15 protein-coding genes are annotated in these 19,552 nt (G+C 64.1%); 4 read left to right on the forward strand and 11 right to left on the reverse strand.

The window, feature by feature from the left end; genetic code table 11:
- Window positions 1-634: 634 nt before the first annotated feature.
- Entirely contained in the window at window positions 635-2,614 is a 1,980-nt protein-coding gene (locus tag AC0YKC_RS31025; protein ID WP_488513806.1) for a M23 family metallopeptidase, read from the forward strand.
- 51 nt (window positions 2,615-2,665) lie between these two features.
- On the opposite strand, the gene AC0YKC_RS31030 is transcribed toward AC0YKC_RS31025, so the two are convergent.
- Window positions 2,666-4,219, reverse strand: a complete 1,554-nt coding sequence (locus AC0YKC_RS31030; protein WP_488513807.1) for an MFS transporter — start codon at window positions 4,217-4,219, stop codon at window positions 2,666-2,668.
- A gap of 157 nt (window positions 4,220-4,376) precedes the next feature.
- Here AC0YKC_RS31030 and AC0YKC_RS31035 point away from each other — a divergent pair, with 157 nt between their 5' ends.
- Window positions 4,377-5,009 carry a TMEM175 family protein gene (locus AC0YKC_RS31035; protein ID WP_488513808.1) on the forward strand — a complete coding sequence of 211 codons (633 nt, stop codon included), beginning with the start codon at window positions 4,377-4,379 and terminating at the stop codon, window positions 5,007-5,009.
- A gap of 46 nt (window positions 5,010-5,055) precedes the next feature.
- Here the strand turns inward: AC0YKC_RS31035 and AC0YKC_RS31040 are convergent, their stop codons facing one another.
- From AC0YKC_RS31040 to AC0YKC_RS31080, 9 genes are all read right to left on the reverse strand, one after another.
- Window positions 5,056-5,448, reverse strand: a complete 393-nt coding sequence (locus AC0YKC_RS31040; RefSeq protein WP_488513809.1) for a lysozyme inhibitor LprI family protein — start codon at window positions 5,446-5,448, stop codon at window positions 5,056-5,058.
- Window positions 5,445-7,010, reverse strand: a complete 1,566-nt coding sequence (locus AC0YKC_RS31045; protein ID WP_488513810.1) for a L,D-transpeptidase family protein — start codon at window positions 7,008-7,010, stop codon at window positions 5,445-5,447. The genes AC0YKC_RS31040 and AC0YKC_RS31045 overlap by 4 nt, the downstream gene beginning before the upstream one ends.
- A gap of 192 nt (window positions 7,011-7,202) precedes the next feature.
- Complete coding sequence (locus AC0YKC_RS31050) at window positions 7,203-7,568, reverse strand: MmcQ/YjbR family DNA-binding protein (protein ID WP_320296760.1); 366 nt, start codon at window positions 7,566-7,568, stop codon at window positions 7,203-7,205.
- A 114-nt stretch (window positions 7,569-7,682) separates the two neighbouring features.
- The gene (gene clpB / locus AC0YKC_RS31055; RefSeq protein WP_488513811.1) at window positions 7,683-10,289 is read right to left on the reverse strand and encodes an ATP-dependent chaperone ClpB; all 2,607 of its coding nucleotides are present in this window, start codon (window positions 10,287-10,289) and stop codon (window positions 7,683-7,685) included.
- 222 nt (window positions 10,290-10,511) lie between these two features.
- Complete coding sequence (locus tag AC0YKC_RS31060) at window positions 10,512-11,543, reverse strand: DUF4167 domain-containing protein (RefSeq protein WP_488513812.1); 1,032 nt, start codon at window positions 11,541-11,543, stop codon at window positions 10,512-10,514.
- A gap of 304 nt (window positions 11,544-11,847) precedes the next feature.
- Entirely contained in the window at window positions 11,848-12,726 is an 879-nt protein-coding gene (gene prmC, locus AC0YKC_RS31065; protein WP_320296757.1) for a peptide chain release factor N(5)-glutamine methyltransferase, read from the reverse strand.
- Window positions 12,719-13,798 carry a peptide chain release factor 1 gene (prfA, locus tag AC0YKC_RS31070; protein ID WP_320296756.1) on the reverse strand — a complete coding sequence of 360 codons (1,080 nt, stop codon included), beginning with the start codon at window positions 13,796-13,798 and terminating at the stop codon, window positions 12,719-12,721. The genes prmC and prfA overlap by 8 nt, the downstream gene beginning before the upstream one ends.
- A 9-nt stretch (window positions 13,799-13,807) precedes the next feature.
- Window positions 13,808-16,078, reverse strand: coding sequence for a phosphoenolpyruvate--protein phosphotransferase (gene ptsP / locus AC0YKC_RS31075; RefSeq protein ID WP_320296755.1), 2,271 nt, complete (start codon window positions 16,076-16,078; stop codon window positions 13,808-13,810).
- 83 nt (window positions 16,079-16,161) lie between these two features.
- A complete protein-coding gene (locus tag AC0YKC_RS31080; protein WP_320296754.1) occupies window positions 16,162-17,415 on the reverse strand; it encodes an aspartate kinase in 1,254 nt (417 codons plus the stop codon).
- 213 nt (window positions 17,416-17,628) lie between these two features.
- Here AC0YKC_RS31080 and AC0YKC_RS31085 point away from each other — a divergent pair, with 213 nt between their 5' ends.
- Window positions 17,629-17,928 (forward strand): antibiotic biosynthesis monooxygenase family protein, encoded by a 300-nt coding sequence (locus tag AC0YKC_RS31085; RefSeq protein ID WP_488513813.1) that lies wholly within the window; start codon window positions 17,629-17,631, stop codon window positions 17,926-17,928.
- 25 nt (window positions 17,929-17,953) lie between these two features.
- On the opposite strand, the gene AC0YKC_RS31090 is transcribed toward AC0YKC_RS31085, so the two are convergent.
- A complete protein-coding gene (locus AC0YKC_RS31090) occupies window positions 17,954-18,511 on the reverse strand; it encodes a putative glycolipid-binding domain-containing protein (protein WP_488513814.1) in 558 nt (185 codons plus the stop codon).
- Window positions 18,512-18,791: 280 nt separating this feature from the next.
- Here AC0YKC_RS31090 and ubiG point away from each other — a divergent pair, with 280 nt between their 5' ends.
- Window positions 18,792-19,541: a bifunctional 2-polyprenyl-6-hydroxyphenol methylase/3-demethylubiquinol 3-O-methyltransferase UbiG gene (gene ubiG, locus AC0YKC_RS31095; protein WP_224588629.1), complete on the forward strand. Its 750-nt coding sequence runs from the start codon at window positions 18,792-18,794 to the stop codon at window positions 19,539-19,541.
- Window positions 19,542-19,552: the final 11 nt, after the last annotated feature.

Here is a 19,552-nt window from a genome sequence, read left to right on the forward strand (position 1 = left end):
CTCACGAAACGTGATCCGCCAAAGTCTCGTTCGAACCAATTACCCCTGGCGGAGTAAGAGGCTCAGCAGGACTCTGCCGCCCACGTTTCTCTTTCTTCAATATTCAATTGTCAAAGAACAGACATCACTTCACGCAATGTCGTGGCCCGTTTCGCTTTTGGCTCCGGGGCCGTCCGAGTGTCGCTCACGCGGCTCTCTTGAATTTCGTAGAGGGCAGATTTAGAAGCAAACTTCTTCGTCGCCAGCGGCGCACCGCCCTCGTTCGTGGGGCGTATATAGTCGGACCTCCGTCGACGCGTCAACACCGATTTCGAACTTTTTTGAATTTTTTGCGACGAATTTTTCGAACCGCTTTTTCTGTAGCCGACTGCCCTTGCGGCAGCCCTGGTGTCGTCCACAACGAGGCCCTATTGCCGCCGCATTGAGGCGTGAAACCGGCCCATATAAGGAAGGCGCGCGCGTATGTGTGAGGCGCCTCCACGACAGACGACACGTGCGCCGTGCGCAGAACGCATGATTGGGGATATCGGCCCCGGCATGCCGTTTCGTTGACTTCAACCGCCGTGACAGGCAAATGTCATGGCCGCAACGATAACGACAAGCCGTTCGCCCGGGGAAGAAGCAGCCTTTCTGGATGCCAGACACGGAAGATGTCATAGCCGAACTCGGCAACGAGCCGCCGCTGATCGCGGACGGCCGCAGCGGTCCGCCGGACCGCCGCGAGGTCTCGGCCCGCTGGCTGTCGGGCACCTTCCTCACCGGTGTTACATCCAGTGTTTTGATGGGCGTAGCCTTGTTCGCCGCGCTTGATGGCCGCCAGCAGCTGGCGACCCCGCCCGAAATCGCCGAGCTCATCAGCCTTGCAGGCGGCGGCGATGATTCCGGCGAGCAGGCAAAGACCACCAGGCTGGTCGCGCCGCGCCAGATCGCCCGCGCAAAGGACCGGCGGCGCATGGAAGTGTCGATGGTCACCAAGGTCGGCGATCGCGACGTTATCCACACCATGCCTTTCGTGCAGGTCAAGATGGCGCTCGCCGCCGGCCACACAACCAACCGCCCCTACCCGCCATTCGACCCGATGCAGGTGTTTGGCGACGACAGCGACGACAATGCGCAGCCGGCAATGGCCACCGCGGTCGCCGGGCAGATCTACGGCGCCAAGGTCGAAAGCGAGATGAGCTTGAAGACGGTCGATTTCCCGATCGAGACGGCCTCCTTCGACGAAAAGAGCGACCTTTCCGCCGACGAGGTGGAAAAGGTGGTGCGGGACGCCCGCAACGGCTTGAGCGACGGCGCCGTTCAGGTGGCGGCGCTGCATTATGTCGACCCGCAGCGATTCGGCGATGCCTTCGCCGAATCGATGGCCGGTTCCTATGACGTGAAGATCACGCAGGAAAACGTCTCGGTCGCGCCGCGCGCCACGCCGGACGATCAGACCCCGGCCTTCGCCGAGGAAATCATCCCCTTCACCAAGGATACCGATATCGCCGAGGCCTATGCCGATTCGGGTTACACGGGCGATGACGCCACCGGCATGGCGGAGGCCATTGGCAAGCTCCTGAACGCCCCGGCGCTGAAGGCCGGAACCGTGCTGCGCGTCGGCCTCGAAGTGCGCGGCGATGTCGCCAAGGTCGTGCGCACCAGCGTTTACGACAAGACCACGCATATCGTGACCATCGCCCTCGACGACCGTGGCCAGTATGTGCCGGCGCAGGAGCCCGAGGCCAATCCGGAGCTTTTGACGGCGTTCGACGATTCGCAGCCCGTCGTGGTCCGCGGCAACCTGCCCAATATCTATGACGGCATCTACCGAGCCGCTTATTCCTACGGCATGTCGAAGGCGATGACGCAGAAGCTGATCAAGCTTCTCGCTTCCGACGTCGATTTCCAGTCGCGGCTTTCGCCGGCCGACCGCCTCGAAGTGCTGTTTTCGCAACCCGATGGCGACGACCAGACCTCCGACAATTCCGAGCTCCTCTATGTCTCGGCGACCTTCGGCGGCCAGACGCGCAACTTCTACCGCTTCCAGATGCAGGACGGCAGCACCGATTATTTCGACGAGAATGGCTCGAGCGCCAGGCAGTTCCTGCTGCGCAACCCGCTGCCCAACGGGCGCTTCACCTCCGGCTTCGGCGCGCGTCGGCACCCGATCCTTGGCTATGTGCGCATGCATACCGGCACCGACTGGGCCGCGCCTGTCGGCACGCCGATCATCGCCGCCGGCAACGGCGTCGTCGAAAAGGCCGGCTGGGCCGGCGGCTACGGCAAGCAGATCATCCTTCGCCATGCCAACGGCTACGAGACCTCCTACAACCACCAGAGCGCTTTCGCCAAAGGCATCGAACCTGGCGTTCATGTCCGGCAGGGTCAGGTCATAGGCTATCTCGGCCAGACCGGCCTCTCCACCGGCCCGCATCTTCACTACGAGCTGATCGTCAACGGCACCAAGGTCGACTCGATGCGTGTGCGTCTGCCGGTCGGCAAGGTGCTGAAGGGCGACGATCTCGTGGCTTTCAAGCGCGAGCGTGAGCGCATCGATGATCTTCTGAAGCAGGAAGACGGCAACTCGCTGAAAGTTGCCAGCGCCAAGACCGATTCGCAGCTTCCGAACTAAGGGTGTCTTGATATTCAGGTGATGCCGGCCTGACCTGAATCTCAATGCACCTTAATCACGCGAATCGTTTGTCCGCCTCGGCCAGGGCGATGCCTGTCCGGGAACCGTGAACCAGGCGGTGAGCGAAGAAAGCACGCAAAGCAGCGTCGTGATTGCCGCGACCGCGGCGAAAGCCGAATCGCTTGCCGCGACTCTCGCCGCGTCGAGATTGGCGGCAAGCCCGGATGCGGGCGGCTCGCCGAAACCGGGTATCCCGGAGGCGTTGCCGGTCATCCGAGCGTAAACCCAGGCCGCCATCGAACCCATGGCCGCCACCGCGATCAGGCCGCCGACGCGCGAGACCGCGTTGTTGATGCCGGACGCGGCCCCGGTATCCTTGTCCTCGACCGACGTCATAACCGCCGTCGACAGCGGCGACACGACCTGCGCCATGCCAAGCCCCATCAGTGCCATCAGCGGAAAGGTCCCGGCCCAGAAATCGTGGATGCCGAAATGGGTGAGCAAGGCCAGGCCGGCGAAGGCGATGGCCACGACCATGCTGCCGCTGGCGATCGGGAAACGCGGACCGATCCTATCGGACCACTGGCCGACCGGTCCGGACAAAAGCGCGATCGATGCCGACAGCGGCAGGAAGATGAAGCCGACCTCGGCCTCGCTCAGCCTCCAGCCGGCGATCAGAAGCATCGGCAGGTAGAACAGATTGGCCGACAGCGCGAAGTAAAGGAAGAAGGTCGCCAGATTGGCGCCGGCGAAGGCCCTGATTCGGAACAGGCCGAGATCGATCATCGGGTCGCGCCGCCTGAGCTCGTAAAAGATGAAGGCAAAGAGCAGCACCACGCCGGCGACGATCGCCGGGCCCGACATCAATCCCGCGCCTTCGGCATTCATCGCCGTCAACCCGTATGCGAGCAGGCCGAAAGCAAGCGTCGCCAGCGCAGCACCCCCAAGGTCGAGGCTGCGTTTTTCGGTCGGCTTGTCGGCCGGCACCTTGGCCAAAAGCAGATAGATCGAGATCAATCCAAGCGGCAGGTTGATGGCAAAGATCGCGCGCCAGACCCCATCGCCGAAAGTCGAGAGCACGAAGCCGCCGAGCACTGGACCGAGCGCCGTGGTCAACGCCGAAGCGGCAGCCCAAATGCCGATCGCCCGGCCGCGCTCCTTCTTCGGATAGGCCTTGGCGATGATGGCGAGGCTGCCCGGCACCATGATCGCCGCTCCGATGCCCTGGATGGCGCGGAAGGCGATCAACACAGCCGGATCGGGCGCCAGCGCGCAGGCAAGCGAAGCCGCGATGAACAGCGCGATCCCGGTCACGAAAGCACGCCGCAGACCGAACCGGTCGCCCGCGGCGCCCCCGGCCAGGATGAGCGCCGACAGCGTCAGCGCATAGCCGTTGGAAATCCACTGCGCCTGCGCCAGGCTGGCGCCAAGATCCACGCGCAACGCCGGCATGGCGATCGCCAGGATCGAACCGTCGATGAAGCCGAGCGCCGAGGCGAGGATCGCCGCGACCAGCACGAATTTTCGCTGCGTCTGAGGACAGAACGTACCGTTCGCCCGCGCGGGCGAATGCGAATCGGTTGTGGTTTCGTTCGCGGATGACATGAAGCTCTGCTTAGCCCCCTCGCGTGAGCGCAACAACAAGCCAGAGTATCGCTGTTCTTGAAACCAGAGACACTAACCGGGTGGCGAGGTGGGCTCATTCCTGATGCAAACCGCCGATCGCGTGCTAGGTTCCATCACCACGCATGGAGGGGAAGCCATGAAGCGGCCGCTTGAACCGTCGGCGGAAGGACGCGGACGCATCGTCGGCATAACCGACGGCGTCTTCGCCATCGCGCTGACCTTGATCGTGCTGGAGATCAGGGTGCCCTCGCACGAGGCGGTGCATTCGGAAAGTGAATTGCTCGTCGCGATCCTCGCGCTGGCGCCACGGTTCCTGACCTATGCGCTGAGCTTCCTGACATTGACCATCTTCTGGTTCGGCCAGCAGGCGCAGCATGGCCTGATCGCGAAATCGGACCGGCGGCTCGCGACGCTCAATCTGTGCTTCCTTGCCTTTATCGCGCTACTGCCTTTCTCCACCGACCTTCTCGCCGATTTTCTGGAATTCAGGGTCGCGGTGCTGGTCTATTGGCTGAATCTGCTGATGCTGGGCGTCACGCTGTTTTCAAGCTGGTGGTATGCCGACAGGAACGGCATGATCGCCGAGGACGTCGATGCCGAGACGCGCCGCACCGTCTACAATCGCATCGTCAAGGCGCAGACCCTTTGGGCGATCGGCGCAGCGCTGTGCCTGATCACGCCGCTGCTCGGCATCGTCTTCATCCTGCTGGTACAGCTGATTTACGCCACCGCGCCGCGCAGCTCACTGCTGCGCCACATAGTCGGCTGAAGGGCCGCCGACAACTCCACCGTGGCGCCGGACGAAGGCGGCCTGGCTATCCGTGGCCGTCGCGAACGCGCTGTTCCAGGGCGAGCGTGCGCTTGGTGATGTCGTCCAACTCGAACCCTTGCGAGAGCATGAACGCTCCCGATCCGGTGTCCGGATCGGCCGCAAGGCGATGTGTTTCCTTGAGATGATGGCGGAGCCAGGCTTTCTGTTCCGTTTGCAGCCTTGTGCGCCCTGCACCGCTCTCGCGATGCAGCAGTGTCTGGTAGGCGGCATTCAGCCTGGCATCCCACTTGCCGATTTCCGCCTTCCCGCAGTCCAGCATTTCATCCGTGGCGCCGTTTGCGCGATCGACGCATGCCGCCATCTCGCCGTCCGACTGCGCAAATGCGGATTGGCTGACCATCAAAAGCAGGCCGGCAAGCGCATATCTCGCGATCACCGGAGCTCCTCAGGTTTTGCACCGACGTCCACGTCGCCGGGCGGGTCCTGCTGCGCAATATTGTCGGCCGAAGGGCCGCCTACGAACTCCACAGTGACGCCCGGCGACACCAGTTTGGCAAGCTCGCGCGCATCCCAGTTGGTCAGGCGCACGCAGCCATGGCTCTCGGTCTTGCCGATCTTGGAGGGATCGGGCGTGCCGTGGATGCCGTAGGTCGGCTTGTCGAGGGCGATCCAGACCGAGCCCACCGGGCCGTTCGGCCCCGGCGGGACGGTCAGGATCTTGTCGTTCTGGCCCTGCTTGAAATTGATGTTCGGATTGTAGGTGTAGTTCGGGTCGAGCGCGATGCGCGAGACGGCATGAATGCCGGTAGGCGAAGGCGTGTCGGCCGAGCCGATGGTGGCCGGATAGGCCGCGACCAGCTTGCCCCCCGCATCATAGGCGTAGACTTCCTTCTTGGTCTTGTCGGCGACGATGCGCGCCACCGGCGTCGACACCAGCCTGCCGAAATTGGCGACCTTGATGATCGTGCCCGGGCGATTGAAGTCCAAGCCCTTGTTGATCGACTTCAGATAGGTCTCGTCCATGTGGAAGCGCTCGGCCAGCGCCTCGGTGACCGAGGTGTAGCACATGCAGTCGAGCTTGGCCTTCTGGCTGTAGTCCTCGGGGATCGAGGCGAGATAGTGGCCGGCCGCATCCTCCGGCGTGATCGTGTAGGAGGCAAAGGCGTCGCCGCCGGATTGGGCAAGCGCCGCCTGGATGCCGACTTCATCGGTCGATTTCAAACTGGTGCCGTTAATCTCGTTGTAGGCGGCCAGCGCCTTGTCGACATTCGAGCCGAAGCGCCCGTCGATCACGCCGGGCGAGGCGCCGCCGCGATCAAGCAGCACCTGAAGTGCCGCCACGTCCTGGCGCACCCCGAGCGACAACGACGGATCGACGGTGGCCTTGCCGCCGGTGTTCGGCGGCAGTGAAGGCTCGGCGTCCGGATTGGTTTGCAGCACTTCGCCCTGGCCCGGCTGCTCCGGGTCGATCGACGCCTCGTTTAGCGGCTGGCGCTTGATGGTGTTGGACTTCGGCGCCTCCGGATAAGTGGTCGCATAGCCCTCATCGTTGTTGGGCGCCGGCGGGTAGGCATCGACGGAATTGTCATCGGTGGGGTCGTACTCATCGACTGGCGGCGGGATGACGCGGCCGTTCTCCTCCAGCTGCCGGCGGCGGAAGCGGGCCATGTCCTCGGGATTGTCGAGATAATAGCGGTCGTCGCCCTCGGCCGGTGCGCGGCCGAGTTCCTGCATGCGCATCTGCCGGCGAAGCGCGCGGCGATCGAGCCTGCTGCCTGGCGGCTGGATGGCGATGACCTTGCCGGTATCGGCGTCGACCAGAACGCGGTTGCCCCTGGCGTCGTAGTAGATGTCGATATTGCCTTCCTGAGCCAGCATCAGCACGCCGCGCTCGGTCGGGCGCGCACCCTGCGCGCCATCCACGCTCGGCACGGCGAACGCACTTGAAGACACCAGCCCGGCCGCGAGTGCCGAAAGGGAAAAGATCAAGCGCAGCATGAGGGTCAAGCTCTCCGGTCGACTGGGTTTCTGGCGGGCGAACCCTTCGCCAGCAAACCAGTTACCCAAGTTAAGGTTCCAACATGAACCGGGCATGAAGATGGCGGTTTTCCGGTACCTTGAGGAATAACAGCTTATGCATGTCGCGCAAAAGTGCGCAGCGGTTTTGCGAGAACGACATGCATAAGATCTCTAAGTCACGGCAAGCCCCAATTCCTTACGTGCCTGTTTGGTCAGCTTGAGGACGACCAGGCGATGGCTCTCGCGCAGATAGTCCTCGAGCGCCGCATCATCCATGCTTTGGCTTGTCTGACGCTGGATCCATTTCATGCCGCGCGAGGCAAGATAAGGCGCTGGGCGGCAGCCCGGCTGATCCTTCAGCACGTCATAGGCCATCTCGGAACATTTGAAGGTGACGAAGAGCTGCCCACCCTCGTTCCAGCCGCCAATGGCAAACACCTTGCCGCCGACCTTCCAGACATGGGCCCCGCCCCACTGGACCACATGCGTCGTCGCGGGCAGCGAGGCGCAGAAGCCGTTATAGTCTTCGAGTTTCATCGAGTTCTTCCCAGCCGTTCGAATCGGCAACCGATTATGCGCTGTCGCCGGGAATAACAAAGCGCGCCGCACCAGTCCGATGCGACGCGCTCTTTCGTTTCAACTTGCCCGAGATCAGGCGGCGGCTTCCGTCGCCACCACGGTCGGCTTCGAGCGGAAGTTCAACCGATCCGAGCCAGCCGTGACCTTGACGGTCGAGCCGTCGAGGATCTCGCCGAGCAGGATCCTCTCCGCCAACGGATCCTGCAGCTCCTTCTGCATCACCCGCTTCAGCGGCCTGGCGCCATAGGCCGGATCGTAGCCCTTCGAGGCCAGCCACTCGATCGCGTGGTGATCGAGCGACAGCGCGATCTTGCGATCGACGAGCAGGTTCTCCAGCCGCTTGAGCTGGATCTCGACGATGCGGTCCATGTCCTGCCGACGCAGCCGGTGGAACAGGATCACCTCGTCGACGCGGTTGAGGAACTCCGGCCGGAACGAGGCCTTCACCACAGCCATCACTTCGTCGCGCGCGGCGTCGACATCCTGATCGTCTCTAAGGTTGACCAGATATTCGGCGCCGAGGTTGGACGTCATGATGATCAGCGTGTTGCGGAAGTCGACCGTGCGGCCCTGGCCATCGGTCAGCCTTCCGTCGTCGAGCACCTGCAGCAGCACGTTGAACACGTCGGGATGCGCCTTCTCGATCTCGTCGAACAGCACGACCTGGTACGGCCGGCGCCGCACCGCTTCGGTCAGCGCGCCGCCTTCCTCATAGCCGACATAGCCGGGAGGCGCGCCGATCAGCCGGGCGACGGAGTGCTTCTCCATGAACTCCGACATGTCGATGCGCACCAGCGCCGTTTCGTCGTCGAACAGGAAGCTGGCCAGCGCCTTGGTGAGCTCGGTCTTGCCGACGCCGGTCGGGCCGAGGAACATGAACGAGCCGATCGGCCGGTTCGGATCCTGCAGCCCGGCGCGGGCCCGGCGCACTGCCTTTGACACCGCCTGCACGGCTTCGCCCTGGCCGACGACGCGCTTGCCGATCTCGTCTTCCATGCGCAAGAGCTTCTCGCGCTGCCCTTCCAGCATCTTGTCGACCGGAATGCCGGTCCAGCGCGACACGACATGCGCGACATGGTCGGGCGTGACCACCTCTTCCACCATGCTGGTCTTGCCGTCCTGCGCTTCGGCTTCCTTGAGCTTCTTCTCGAGCTCCGGGATCTTGCCATATGCAAGCTCGCCGGCGCGCTGGAACTCGCCCTTGCGCTGCGCGATCGCCAGTTCGTTGCGCGTCTCGTCGAGCTGCTTCTTCAGGTCGGCGGCAAGACCGAGCTTCTGCTTTTCGGCCTGCCACTTCGTGGTCAGCTCGCGCGATTCCTCCTCGAGGTCGGCAAGCTCCTTCTCCAGCCGGGCAAGCCGGTCCTTCGAAGCCTCGTCCTTCTCGACTTTCAAAGCCTCGCGCTCGATCTTGAGCTGCATGATGCGGCGGTCGATCTCGTCCAGTGCCTCAGGCTTGGAATCGACCTGCATGCGCAGCCTGGATGCCGCCTCGTCGACCAGGTCGATCGCCTTGTCCGGCAGGAAGCGGTCGGCGATGTAGCGGTTGGAAAGCGCCGCCGCCGACACGAGCGCGGAATCGGAGATGCGCACTTTGTGGTGCTGCTCGTACTTCTCCTTCAGGCCGCGCAGGATCGAAACCGTGTCCTCCACCGTCGGCTCGTCGACGAAGACGGGCTGGAAACGGCGGGCAAGTGCGGCATCTTTTTCGACATGCTTGCGGTATTCGTCGAGCGTGGTCGCGCCGACGCAGTGCAGTTCGCCGCGCGCCAGCGCGGGCTTCAACAGGTTCGATGCGTCCATCGCGCCATCCGCCTTGCCGGCGCCGACCAGCGTGTGCATCTCGTCGATGAACAGGATGATGTTGCCATTGGCCGAGGTGACTTCGTTGAGCACGGCCTTCAGCCGCTCCTCGAATTCGCCGCGATATTTGGCGCCGGCAATCAGCGCGCCCATGTCGAGCGCCATCAATTGCTTGTCCTTCAGCGATTCCGGCACGTCGCCATTGACGATGCGCAGCGCCAAGCCTTCGGCGATGGCCGTCTTGCCGACGCCCGGCTCGCCGATCAGCACAGGGTTGTTCTTGGTGCGCCGCGACAACACCTGGATGGTGCGGCGGATCTCGTCGTCACGGCCGATGACCGGGTCGAGCTTGCCGGCGCGGGCGTCGGCGGTGAGATCGCGCGCGTACTTCTTCAGCGCGTCATAGCCCTGCTCGGCGCTGGCCGAGTCCGCGGTGCGGCCCTTGCGGATATCGTTGATGGCTTGGTTGAGCGCCTGCGCGGTGACGCCCGCCTTGGACAGGATGTCGGCGGTCTTGGCCGACTTCTCCATGACAAGCGCCTGCAGCAGCCGCTCGACGGTGACGAAGCTGTCGCCGGCCTTCTTGGCCAGGTCCTCGGCGGTCGAGAACACCTTGGCGAGCGGCTGGGCAAGGTAGAGCTGGCCGTTGCCGCCCTCGACCTTCGGCATGGCCTCGAGCGCCGCCTCGACGCCGAGCTTGACGTCGCGGACATTGCCACCGGCGCGCTCGATCAGCGACGCGGCAAGGCCCTCGTCATCGTCGACGAGCACCTTCAGCATATGTTCGGGGGTGAATTGCTGGTGGTTGCGCGAGAGCGCCATGGTCTGCGCGGACTGGATGAAGCCGCGCACGCGCTCCGAGTATTTTTCAAGATTCATGTCTGTCTCCTTCCATCACCGGCCCGCTTTGCGGCACCGGATCAGATTGCGGTGACGGACCCGCTCATTCGAGCCGGGCCCTGTTCAGCGCAGATATGGTGTATGGGCCGCGGTCCCTCAAGACGCCTTGATGTCGATCAAAGCAGAATATTCCAGGTGCGCACGAACGAAAACGGCGGAGATTGCTCTCCGCCGTCTGCAATGCCTGGAATGGTGTTTCGATCAGTTGTTCGCGTCGGCGACGACTGGCTCGCCGGGCGCTTCGCTGGCAACCGGCGCCGGCTCGCTGGCGACAGGCTCGCTCGCCGGCCTTGCCTCTTCGGCGGGCCTGGCATTGACCTCATCGCCATTGCTCACCGCGCTAGGTGCTTCGCCCGACTTTTCCGGGCTCGCGCCTTCAGGCTGGTCGCCCTGTTCGCCACTGGCCTGGTCGGCATAGCTGCCGCGGGGACGACGCGGACGCCGCGGGCGGCGGCTGCCGCTGTCCTGGGCGGCTTCATTGAGCTCGGCCTGAGCGGCAAGGGCTGCTGGCGAGAAACTGTCGAACTGCGGCGCCTGTTCAGGCGCGGCGCCGGCTTCCGCGGAAGCTTCGGGCTGCGCCTGCGCCTCATTGCGGCGGTTCTGATCGAACTGCTGGCCGCCCTGCTCGCCACGCTGGCCGTTTTCACCGCGCTGGCCGTTCTGGCCATACTGACCGTAGCCGCTGTTGCGGCGGTCGCGATGCCGGTCGCGGCCATTGTTGTCGCGCTGCCCACCATCCCGCTGACCACTGTCGCGACGGTTGTTGTTGTCGCGGCCGTTTTCCTGGTTGTAGGCGAGTTCCGCCGGCGTGCCTTCGATCACCGGCTGCGGCCCTGAACCGTTCGCCGCGGCCGGCGCATCGGCACTGTTGTTGCCGGCATTGTCGAACTCCTCGCGATCCTCGTCGAGATCGTCGTCGAAGTCATCGCGGTTCTGCTGGACGTTCTGGATCGGCATCTGCGCCTGCGCTGCAGCGATGATGCGATTGTAGTGTTCGGCATGCTGGAGATAGTTCTCCGCCATCACCCTGTCGCCGGAGCTTTGCGCGTCACGGGCGAGTGTGGCGTATTTCTCGGCGATCTGCTGAGCCGATCCGCGGATCTTCACATCCGGGCCGTTGCTCTCGTAGGTGCGGGTCAGGGGGTTCGGCCCCTTGCGGTTGTTGTTGTTGCCACCGCCGCCGCCATTGTTGTTGCGACCGCGCATGCGCCTGTTCTGCTGTTGTGGCCTCATTAGACTCTCTTCATAGTGAATTTTCGAAAAAAACTTCACGAACGGAGGCGCTCATGCAGCCAGCCGTTTCGTTTCTTCACCGGCGTTCGCCCGCATCAATTGCGTTGGCGCCACGTGCCATCCTGTTCCGGTTACATCACTTGCCGGATGATTCCCGCACGAAGCTTGGGCGTCGTTTGCGCAAGAAGGCAGCTATTTCCAAGGAAAACCGAATCGCTGGGAGCACTGCCTGCTTCGTCTCATCCGGTTGAGCCGGACCCTAACTGCATTCCCCGGTATTGCCAAGCGGTTTTTTCGCACTGCATCAGGGCTTTCGCCGCTCGAACACCAGAACCCTATCATTACCGGCGAGGTCGCAATGTGCGGCGTTTAACGTATAGCCGGCCGCCGCGAAGATCCCGCTGACCTCGTTTTTCTGCGTGTGGCCGATCTCGACCGCTACCTTGCCTTGCGCTTCCAGAAATGCTGCCGCTTCGGCGGCGATGACCCTATAGGGGTCCAAACCATCCACACCGCCATCAAGGGCCCGGTGCGGGTCGAAATCGCGGACCTCGTCCTGCAGATTTCCAATGTCTCGTGTCGGTATATAGGGAGGGTTCGAGGCAATTACATGGTAACGGCCCGAAACTTTTTCGAACCAGTTGGAATGCAAGGCTTTGAAGCGTTCGCCGAGCCCCAGATCCCGGGCATTTCCGGCCGCGGTCGCCAGTGCATCGAGCGAAATGTCGATGCCCGTCGCGGTGGCCACCGGGACGGCGCCGAGCAGGGCCAGCGCGATGGCGCCGCTGCCTGTGCCTAGATCGAGAATACGGCATTCGCCTAGCCTTTCGGCCGTTGCCCGGGCGAAAGGCAGGACGGCGTCGACCAGCGTCTCGGTGTCCGGCCGGGGCTCCAGCGTCTCCGGCGAAAGCGACAGGCGCAAGCCGTAGAATTCGCGGTAGCCGAGGATGCGATGGACCGGCTCGCCTGCGACGCGACGCCTCAGGGCCGCTTCGATGGCCGAAAGCACCGAAGAACTCACCTTTTGCTCCGGTTGGGCAATGGCCTGGGTGCGGCTCGCGCCGGAGAAATGCTCGACGATCAGCCGGGAATCGAGCGCCGGATCGGCAATACCGGCGGCGGCCAGGCACTCGCGCGCCGCCCTGAGCAGCGGCCCGAGCGCGGCGGGCAGTTGGTCAGCCATCGAGGCTCATGTCGGCAAGCAGCTTCGACTGATGATCGGCGATCAGCGCGTCGACCACCTCGTCGAGCTCGCCCATCATCACCCGGTCGAGCTTGTAGAGCGTAAGGTTGATGCGGTGGTCGGTGACGCGCCCCTGCGGGAAATTATAGGTGCGGATGCGCTCCGACCGGTCGCCCGAGCCGACCTGCGATTTGCGCGACTCCGAGCGTTCCTCGTCGGCCCGGCTGCGCTCCAGGTCGTAGAGCCGCGCGCGCAGGATCTGCATGGCCTTGGCCCGGTTCTGGTGCTGCGACTTCTCAGCCTGAACCACCATGATCCCGGTCGGCAGATGCGTGATGCGGACCGCAGAGTCGGTGGTGTTGACGTGCTGGCCGCCCGAACCCGAGGCGCGCATCGTGTCGATGCGGATGTCTTCGGGCCGGATCTCGATGTCGACCTCTTCCGCTTCCGGCAACACGGCAACGGTTGCCGCCGAGGTATGGATGCGCCCGCTGGCTTCGGTCGCCGGCACGCGCTGCACGCGATGCACGCCGGACTCGAACTTCAGATGGGCAAAGACACCCTTGCCGGAGATGGTGGCGATGATTTCCTTGTAGCCGCCGGCGTCGCCGTCACTGGCCGACACCGTCTCGAAACGCCAGCCGCGCTCCGCTGCGTAACGTTCGTACATGCGAAACAAATCGCCGGCGAAAAGCGCGGCTTCATCACCGCCGGTGCCGGCACGGATTTCGAGGATGGCGTTCTTGTCGTCGGCGGCATCCCTGGGCAAGAGCAGGATCTGGATGTCCTGTTGCAGCGCCTCGATACGTTCGTCCACGCCCGGCAGGTCCGCCTCGGCCAGCGCCCGCATTTCGGCATCGGTGCTCTTGTCGGCAAGCATCGCCTTGAGATCGGCCTGCTCCTGTTCGGCTGATCGCAACGCGCGGACCTTGGCAACCATCTCCTGGATCTCGGCATATTCCGACGCCATCCGAACATAGGCCTCGGGCGCCGGCCCGGCCGACATCTGCGCTTCGAGCATCTCGAAACGCTTGACGACTTGATCCATGCGGTCGCGGGGAAGGTTGATCATGGCGGGACGCTATAGCGGAATCGAACGGTCGTCGGCAAACGCCTGCAGCAAGGCTCGCATCGGCACTTTCTGGCTGGGCACCATCAGATTGTCGTCGAAAAAGGCCTTCAGTTCCTGCAGCGGCAGTTCGGTCAGCATTGCCTTGACCGGACCGATCGACGCCGGCGACATCGAGATCGAGCGGAAGCCGAGACCGATCAGCGCCATGGCAGATATGGGTTTTCCGGCCAGCTCGCCGCACAGCGTCACCGGCGTATGGTTGCGCGTGCCGGCATCGGCGATCGTCTTCAGCACCCTGAGGAAAGGCGTCGACAGATTGTCGAAACGGTCGGCCAGCTGGGTGTTGCCGCGATCGACGGCCATGACGAACTGGAAGAGGTCGTTGGAGCCGACCGAGACGAAATCAACCGCCTTCATCAATTCGTCGAGCTGGAACAAGAGCGAGGGCACTTCCAGCATCGCGCCGAGCTTGAGGCTGGTAGGCAGGTGGTGCGCGAAGCGCGACAAATGCCGAACCTCGCGGTCGATGATCTCGCGCGCCTGCGCGATTTCCGACAGCTCGGTGACCATCGGCAGCATCAGCTTCAGCTCGCGGCCGCCGCTGGCTTTCAGCATCGCCCGGATCTGCGTCCTGAGCAGCCCGGGGCGATCGAGCGTCAGCCGGATCGCCCGCCAGCCCAGCGCCGGGTTCTCTTCCTGGATCGCTCCTTTGAAGTAAGGCAGCACCTTGTCGCCGCCGATATCGATGGTACGGAAAGTGACCGGCTTGCCGCGCGCGGCGTCGAGCACGTCGCGGTAAAGCCGCTCCTGCGCCTCGGCGCGCGGGAAGGTCGAGGCGACCATGAACTGCAGCTCGGTGCGGAACAGGCCGATGCCGGCGGCGCCCGACTCGGTCAGCTGCGGCAGGTCGACGGCAAGGCCCGCATTCATCAGGAGATCGACCGGAACCCCGTCCCTGGTCAGCGACGGCTTCTTGCGCAGCTCGCGATAGACTTCCTGCCGCCGGGCCCGGAACCGGACCTTTTCGGCATAGGCGGCTTCCAGGTCGGATTGCGGCCTGAGATGGATGGTGCCTTCCTCGCCGTCGACGATGATGGCATCGCCGTTTTCCGACATGGAAACGGCGCCTTTCACCTGTCCGGCGACCGGAATGCCCATGGCGCGCGCGACGATGACGACATGGCTGGTGGCGGCGCCGTCCTCCAGCACAAGGCCGCGCAGCTTGTCGCGCGGATAGTCGAGCAGCTCGGCCGCGCCCATCGAGCGGGCGACGATGATGGCGTCCTTGGGCAACGCGGCCGCGACATCCTCCGGCCCGCGCCCCATCAGCTGGCGCAAGAGCCGGTTGGCGAGGTCGTCGAAATCGCTCATCCGCTCGCGCAGATAGGGGTCGGTCATGTGCAGCATGCGCGCGCGCATGTCGCTCTGGACCTTTTCGACCGCCGCTTCCGCCGTCAGGCCGTTGCGGATCGCCTCTTCCAGACGACGCACCCAGCCGCTGTCATTGGCGAACATGCGGTAAGCCTCGAGGACCTCGCGGTGCTCGCCCTCGAAGGCGACCTCGCGCCGCTCCAGCATGTCGTCGATGGAGAGCCGGAGCGAGCCGAGCGAGGACTGCAGCCGGCGCACTTCCTCCTCGCTGTCCTCGTTGAACAGGTTGGTGACGACGATGCGCGGCTCGTGCAGCACGACATGGCCGAGACCGACGCCGTCGTTGAAGGAGACGCCGGTGAAGCTCGCCGGGCGGCGCAGGTCGAGCTCCAGCCCCGGCTTGGTCAGGCGGGCGAGATCGCCGGTGGCGATCATCTCGGCGATCACCATCGCCGTCGTTTCAAGCGCTTCGACCTCGTCGTCGCGATAGTGGCGCATGGTCTTGTTCTGCACCACCAGCACGCCCAGCGTGCGCCCTGCCCTCAGCACCGGCACGCCGAGGAAGGAATTATAGATCTCCTCGCCCGTCTCCGGCAGGTAGGCGAAGGCCGGATGTTCCTGCGCGTTGGAGAGGTTGAGCGGCCGCGCGCTGGCGGCGATCGTGCCGACAAGGCCCTGCCCGAGCCTGAGCTGCGCCAGGTGGACGGCGTTCGGGTTCAGACCCTCGGTGGCGTAGAGTTCGAGAACCGAGTCGGCGCGCAGCACATAGAGCGAGCAGACTTCGGCGACCATGTTGGAGGCGATGTCGCGCACGATGCGGTCGAGCCGCTCCTGCGGCTCCAGCGGCTCCTGCATGAGCTCGCGAAGCCGTTTGAGCAGAACGCGCGGGCCACTGGCCGTATCACGCATCGCGGCTTGTTCTCCAATGGGCATTTCGCCCGCCGCAGTTTCTCCCGCGGCCGGCGCTCACGCAACAACTGACTCAGTTCCTGCTATTGCTTATCCAGACCGTAGACGGAATGCAAAGTGCGAACCGCGAGTTCCGTGTAGGGACCATCGATCAGTATTGAGATTTTGATCTCGGAAGTGGTGATGGCGCGGATGTTGATCGCCTTGTCGGCCAGCGCCTTGAAGGCAGTGGCGGCAACGCCGGCGTGGCTCCTCATGCCGATGCCGATGACCGAGACCTTCGACATGCCGGCTTCCGACTGCACGACATCGTAGCCGACTTCCGGCTTGAGCTTCTCCAGAACCGCAAGCGCCTTGTCGACGTCGCCGGATGGCACGGTGAAGGTCATGTCGGTGAACTTGCCGTCCTCGGAGATGTTCTGGACGATCATGTCGACATTGATGTTGGCCTCGGCCAGCGGGCCGAAGATGCCGGCGGCGACGCCTGGACGGTCGCCGACGCGGCGCAGCGAAATCTGCGCTTCGTCCTTGGCGTAGGCAATTCCGGTGACGACCTGCTGTTCCACGATCTCTTCCTCGTCGCAAATGAGCGTTCCGGGCGGATTGAGCAAATCCCCCATTCCGGGCGCATCGGGATCGTCGAAGGACGACCGCACGAAGGTACGCACCCTGTGTACCATGGCAAGCTCGACCGAGCGCACCTGCAGCACCTTGGCGCCGAGCGAGGCCATTTCGAGCATTTCCTCGAAGGAAATCTTGGCCAGACGCCGGGCTTTCGGCTCGATGCGAGGGTCGGTCGTGTAGACGCCGTCGACGTCGGTATAGATGTCGCAGCGGTCGGCCTTGACCGCCGCCGCGATCGCCACGGCGCTCGTGTCGGAGCCGCCGCGGCCGAGCGTGGCGATGCGGTTGTCCGGCCCGATGCCCTGGAAACCGGCGATGACCGCCACCTGGCCCTCGCCGAAGCGCTTGATCAGGAAGGCGCCGTCGATGTCGAGGATGCGTGCCGCGCCATGGGCGCTGTCGGTCTTGATCGGGATCTGCCAGCCCTGCCAGGATCGTGCATGGATGCCCATATTCTGCAGCGTGATCGCCAGAAGACCGGCCGTGACCTGCTCGCCCGAAGCGACGACGGCGTCATATTCGCGCGCATCGTGCATGGGCGAGGCTTCGCGGGTCCAGCCGACCAGCTCGTTGGTCTTGCCGGCCATGGCCGAGACCACCACGGCAACGTCGTGGCCGGCATCGACCTCGCGTTTGACATGGCGCGCCACATTGCGGATGCGGGCGATGTCGGCGACCGAGGTTCCGCCGAATTTCATCACGATACGCGCCATGGAAGCGAAATGCCTTTGACTGAAGCCGGCTCAAGGCCGGCACCGGAGGAAACGCCAGGGCGACCCGGCGCGGAAATGCGCGGCCTCCTTAGCCAAAACAGCAAGGCTTCGCAAGCGAGCGCGCTTATAGCCGCCCCGGCGCCGCTCATCCTGACGGATACCCGTCGCCCGTCATGCCATAAGGCTGCCGAAACCGGGGCTTTGGAGATTCTGATGACCGAAACGCTGGAAATCGTCACCTTTCGCCTCAAGCCCGGCACCGAAGCCGGCTTTGTCGCCAACAATGGGCTCATGACGGATTGGCTTGCCCGGCAGCCTGACTTTCTAAGCCGACAGCTCGGCAGGCGCGAGGATGGGGTGTGGGTCGACGTCGTGCGCTGGCAGAGCCTGGAACAGGCAAAGGCCGCGGCGGACCGCATCATGGCCGAGATTGGCGGCAGCGAAGCGGTGCAGGCGATCGACCCGGCCAGCGTCAACATGATGCATGCCGAGGTTGCGCTGTCTATGCCTTAACGCGACGGTCGACGCCCGATGCGGCTCAATTCAGCACAACGGCTTTCCAAAGGCCTGGATAGTCGACAATGAAGCCGACCGGCGAGGCCTCCAGCACCTGGTCGTAGCCGAATTTCGGCGCGGCATAGGCGTAGCGGCCGTCGTCGAGGCGACGGTAATTCTGGTCCAGTCGTTCAAGCCTCAACTCCGGAAAGGCCAGATAGGCCGCCGGGGCAGGCGTCGCCTCGCCGACGGCAAGGTCGAAGCGGCGGATCGCCAAGAGGTTCGTCGCCGGCGTGAAGCCTAAATCGATATCGACAAGCCCGGCAACCTCCGCCTGCTCCGCACCATTCAGTATCCATCGGCCATCGGCCAGCCGTTCGACCTCATAGCGCAAGGTTTGCGTGCCGAGAAAGCCCTCGACGCCTGCGGAACATGTGCGCCAGTCGGCATCGCACTCCGCCGAATAGGCCAGGCTGCAGGGCCGGCCGTCATGGAGGAACAGCGCGTGACCGTTGAGCCGCCAACCGATCTCGGTCGCGCAAAGCAGGCAGGCATCGTGGCCTTCGAGGTCGAGACGGCGCCAGAGGATCGAGGGCTGCATGATCGAGCTCCTTTCGAACAGTCTATGGCGTCCCATCCGTGCGAAGTCGTGATTCCGTTTCAGCGTTGGTCCGACCAAGCTGCCACGTGCTGACAGTGTGGGCGCGTGGCAACAACCGAAAACCCTGCCTTGACTTTTGGCGCCAAGGACCCGACTTCCTAACGCCTACAGCGCCGCGCGTCCTTTGGGAGGCGTAAGGGACGCTGTCGCACTTTGACTTTACGCGTGATCCTTTCCGAAAATCGATTCCGGTTTTCGGGGCATGCGCTGGAGACCCGCTATGCCAGAGCCCCGCCGATCGACCATCGATGCCGGAGAAGTCGAACGCTTCTCCGCCCTTGCCGCCGAATGGTGGAACCCGAACGGCAAGTTCCGTCCGCTGCATAAGTTCAATCCGGTGCGGCTTGCTTATATCCGCGACCAGGTGGCGGCGCGTTTCGGCCGCGATCCGCGCGCCGCGCGGCCGTTCGAAGGCCTGCGCTTCCTCGACATCGGCTGCGGCGGCGGGCTTTTGTGCGAGCCGATGGCCAGGCTTGGCGCCGAAGTGGTCGGCGCCGACGCTTCCGCGACCAACATTGAAGTGGCAAAGCTGCACGCGGCGGAGGCCGGCGTCAGCGTCGACTATCGCGCCACGACGGCCGAGGCGCTGGCCGACGCCGGCGAAACCTTCGACGTCATCCTCAACATGGAAGTGGTCGAGCATGTCGCCGACGTCGACCTGTTCGTCGCCAAATGCGGCCAGATGGTCCGCCCCGGCGGCATCATGTTCGTCGCCACCATCAATCGCACGCTGAAGGCACTCGGCCTCGCCATCATAGGCGCCGAATATGTGCTGCGCTGGCTGCCGCGCGGCACCCACCAGTTCGGCAAGCTGGTGCGGCCGGAGGAGCTGGCAAAAGCGCTGGGCGCCGCCGGCCTCACGGTGATCGACCGCACCGGCGTCATCTATCATCCGCTGGCCGACCGCTGGCAGAAGTCCAGGGACATGGACGTCAACTATATGGTGCTGGCCGAGAAAGCTTCCGTCTGATCTCGACAGCC

The organism is Mesorhizobium sp. CNPSo 4661, from assembly GCF_057784215.1.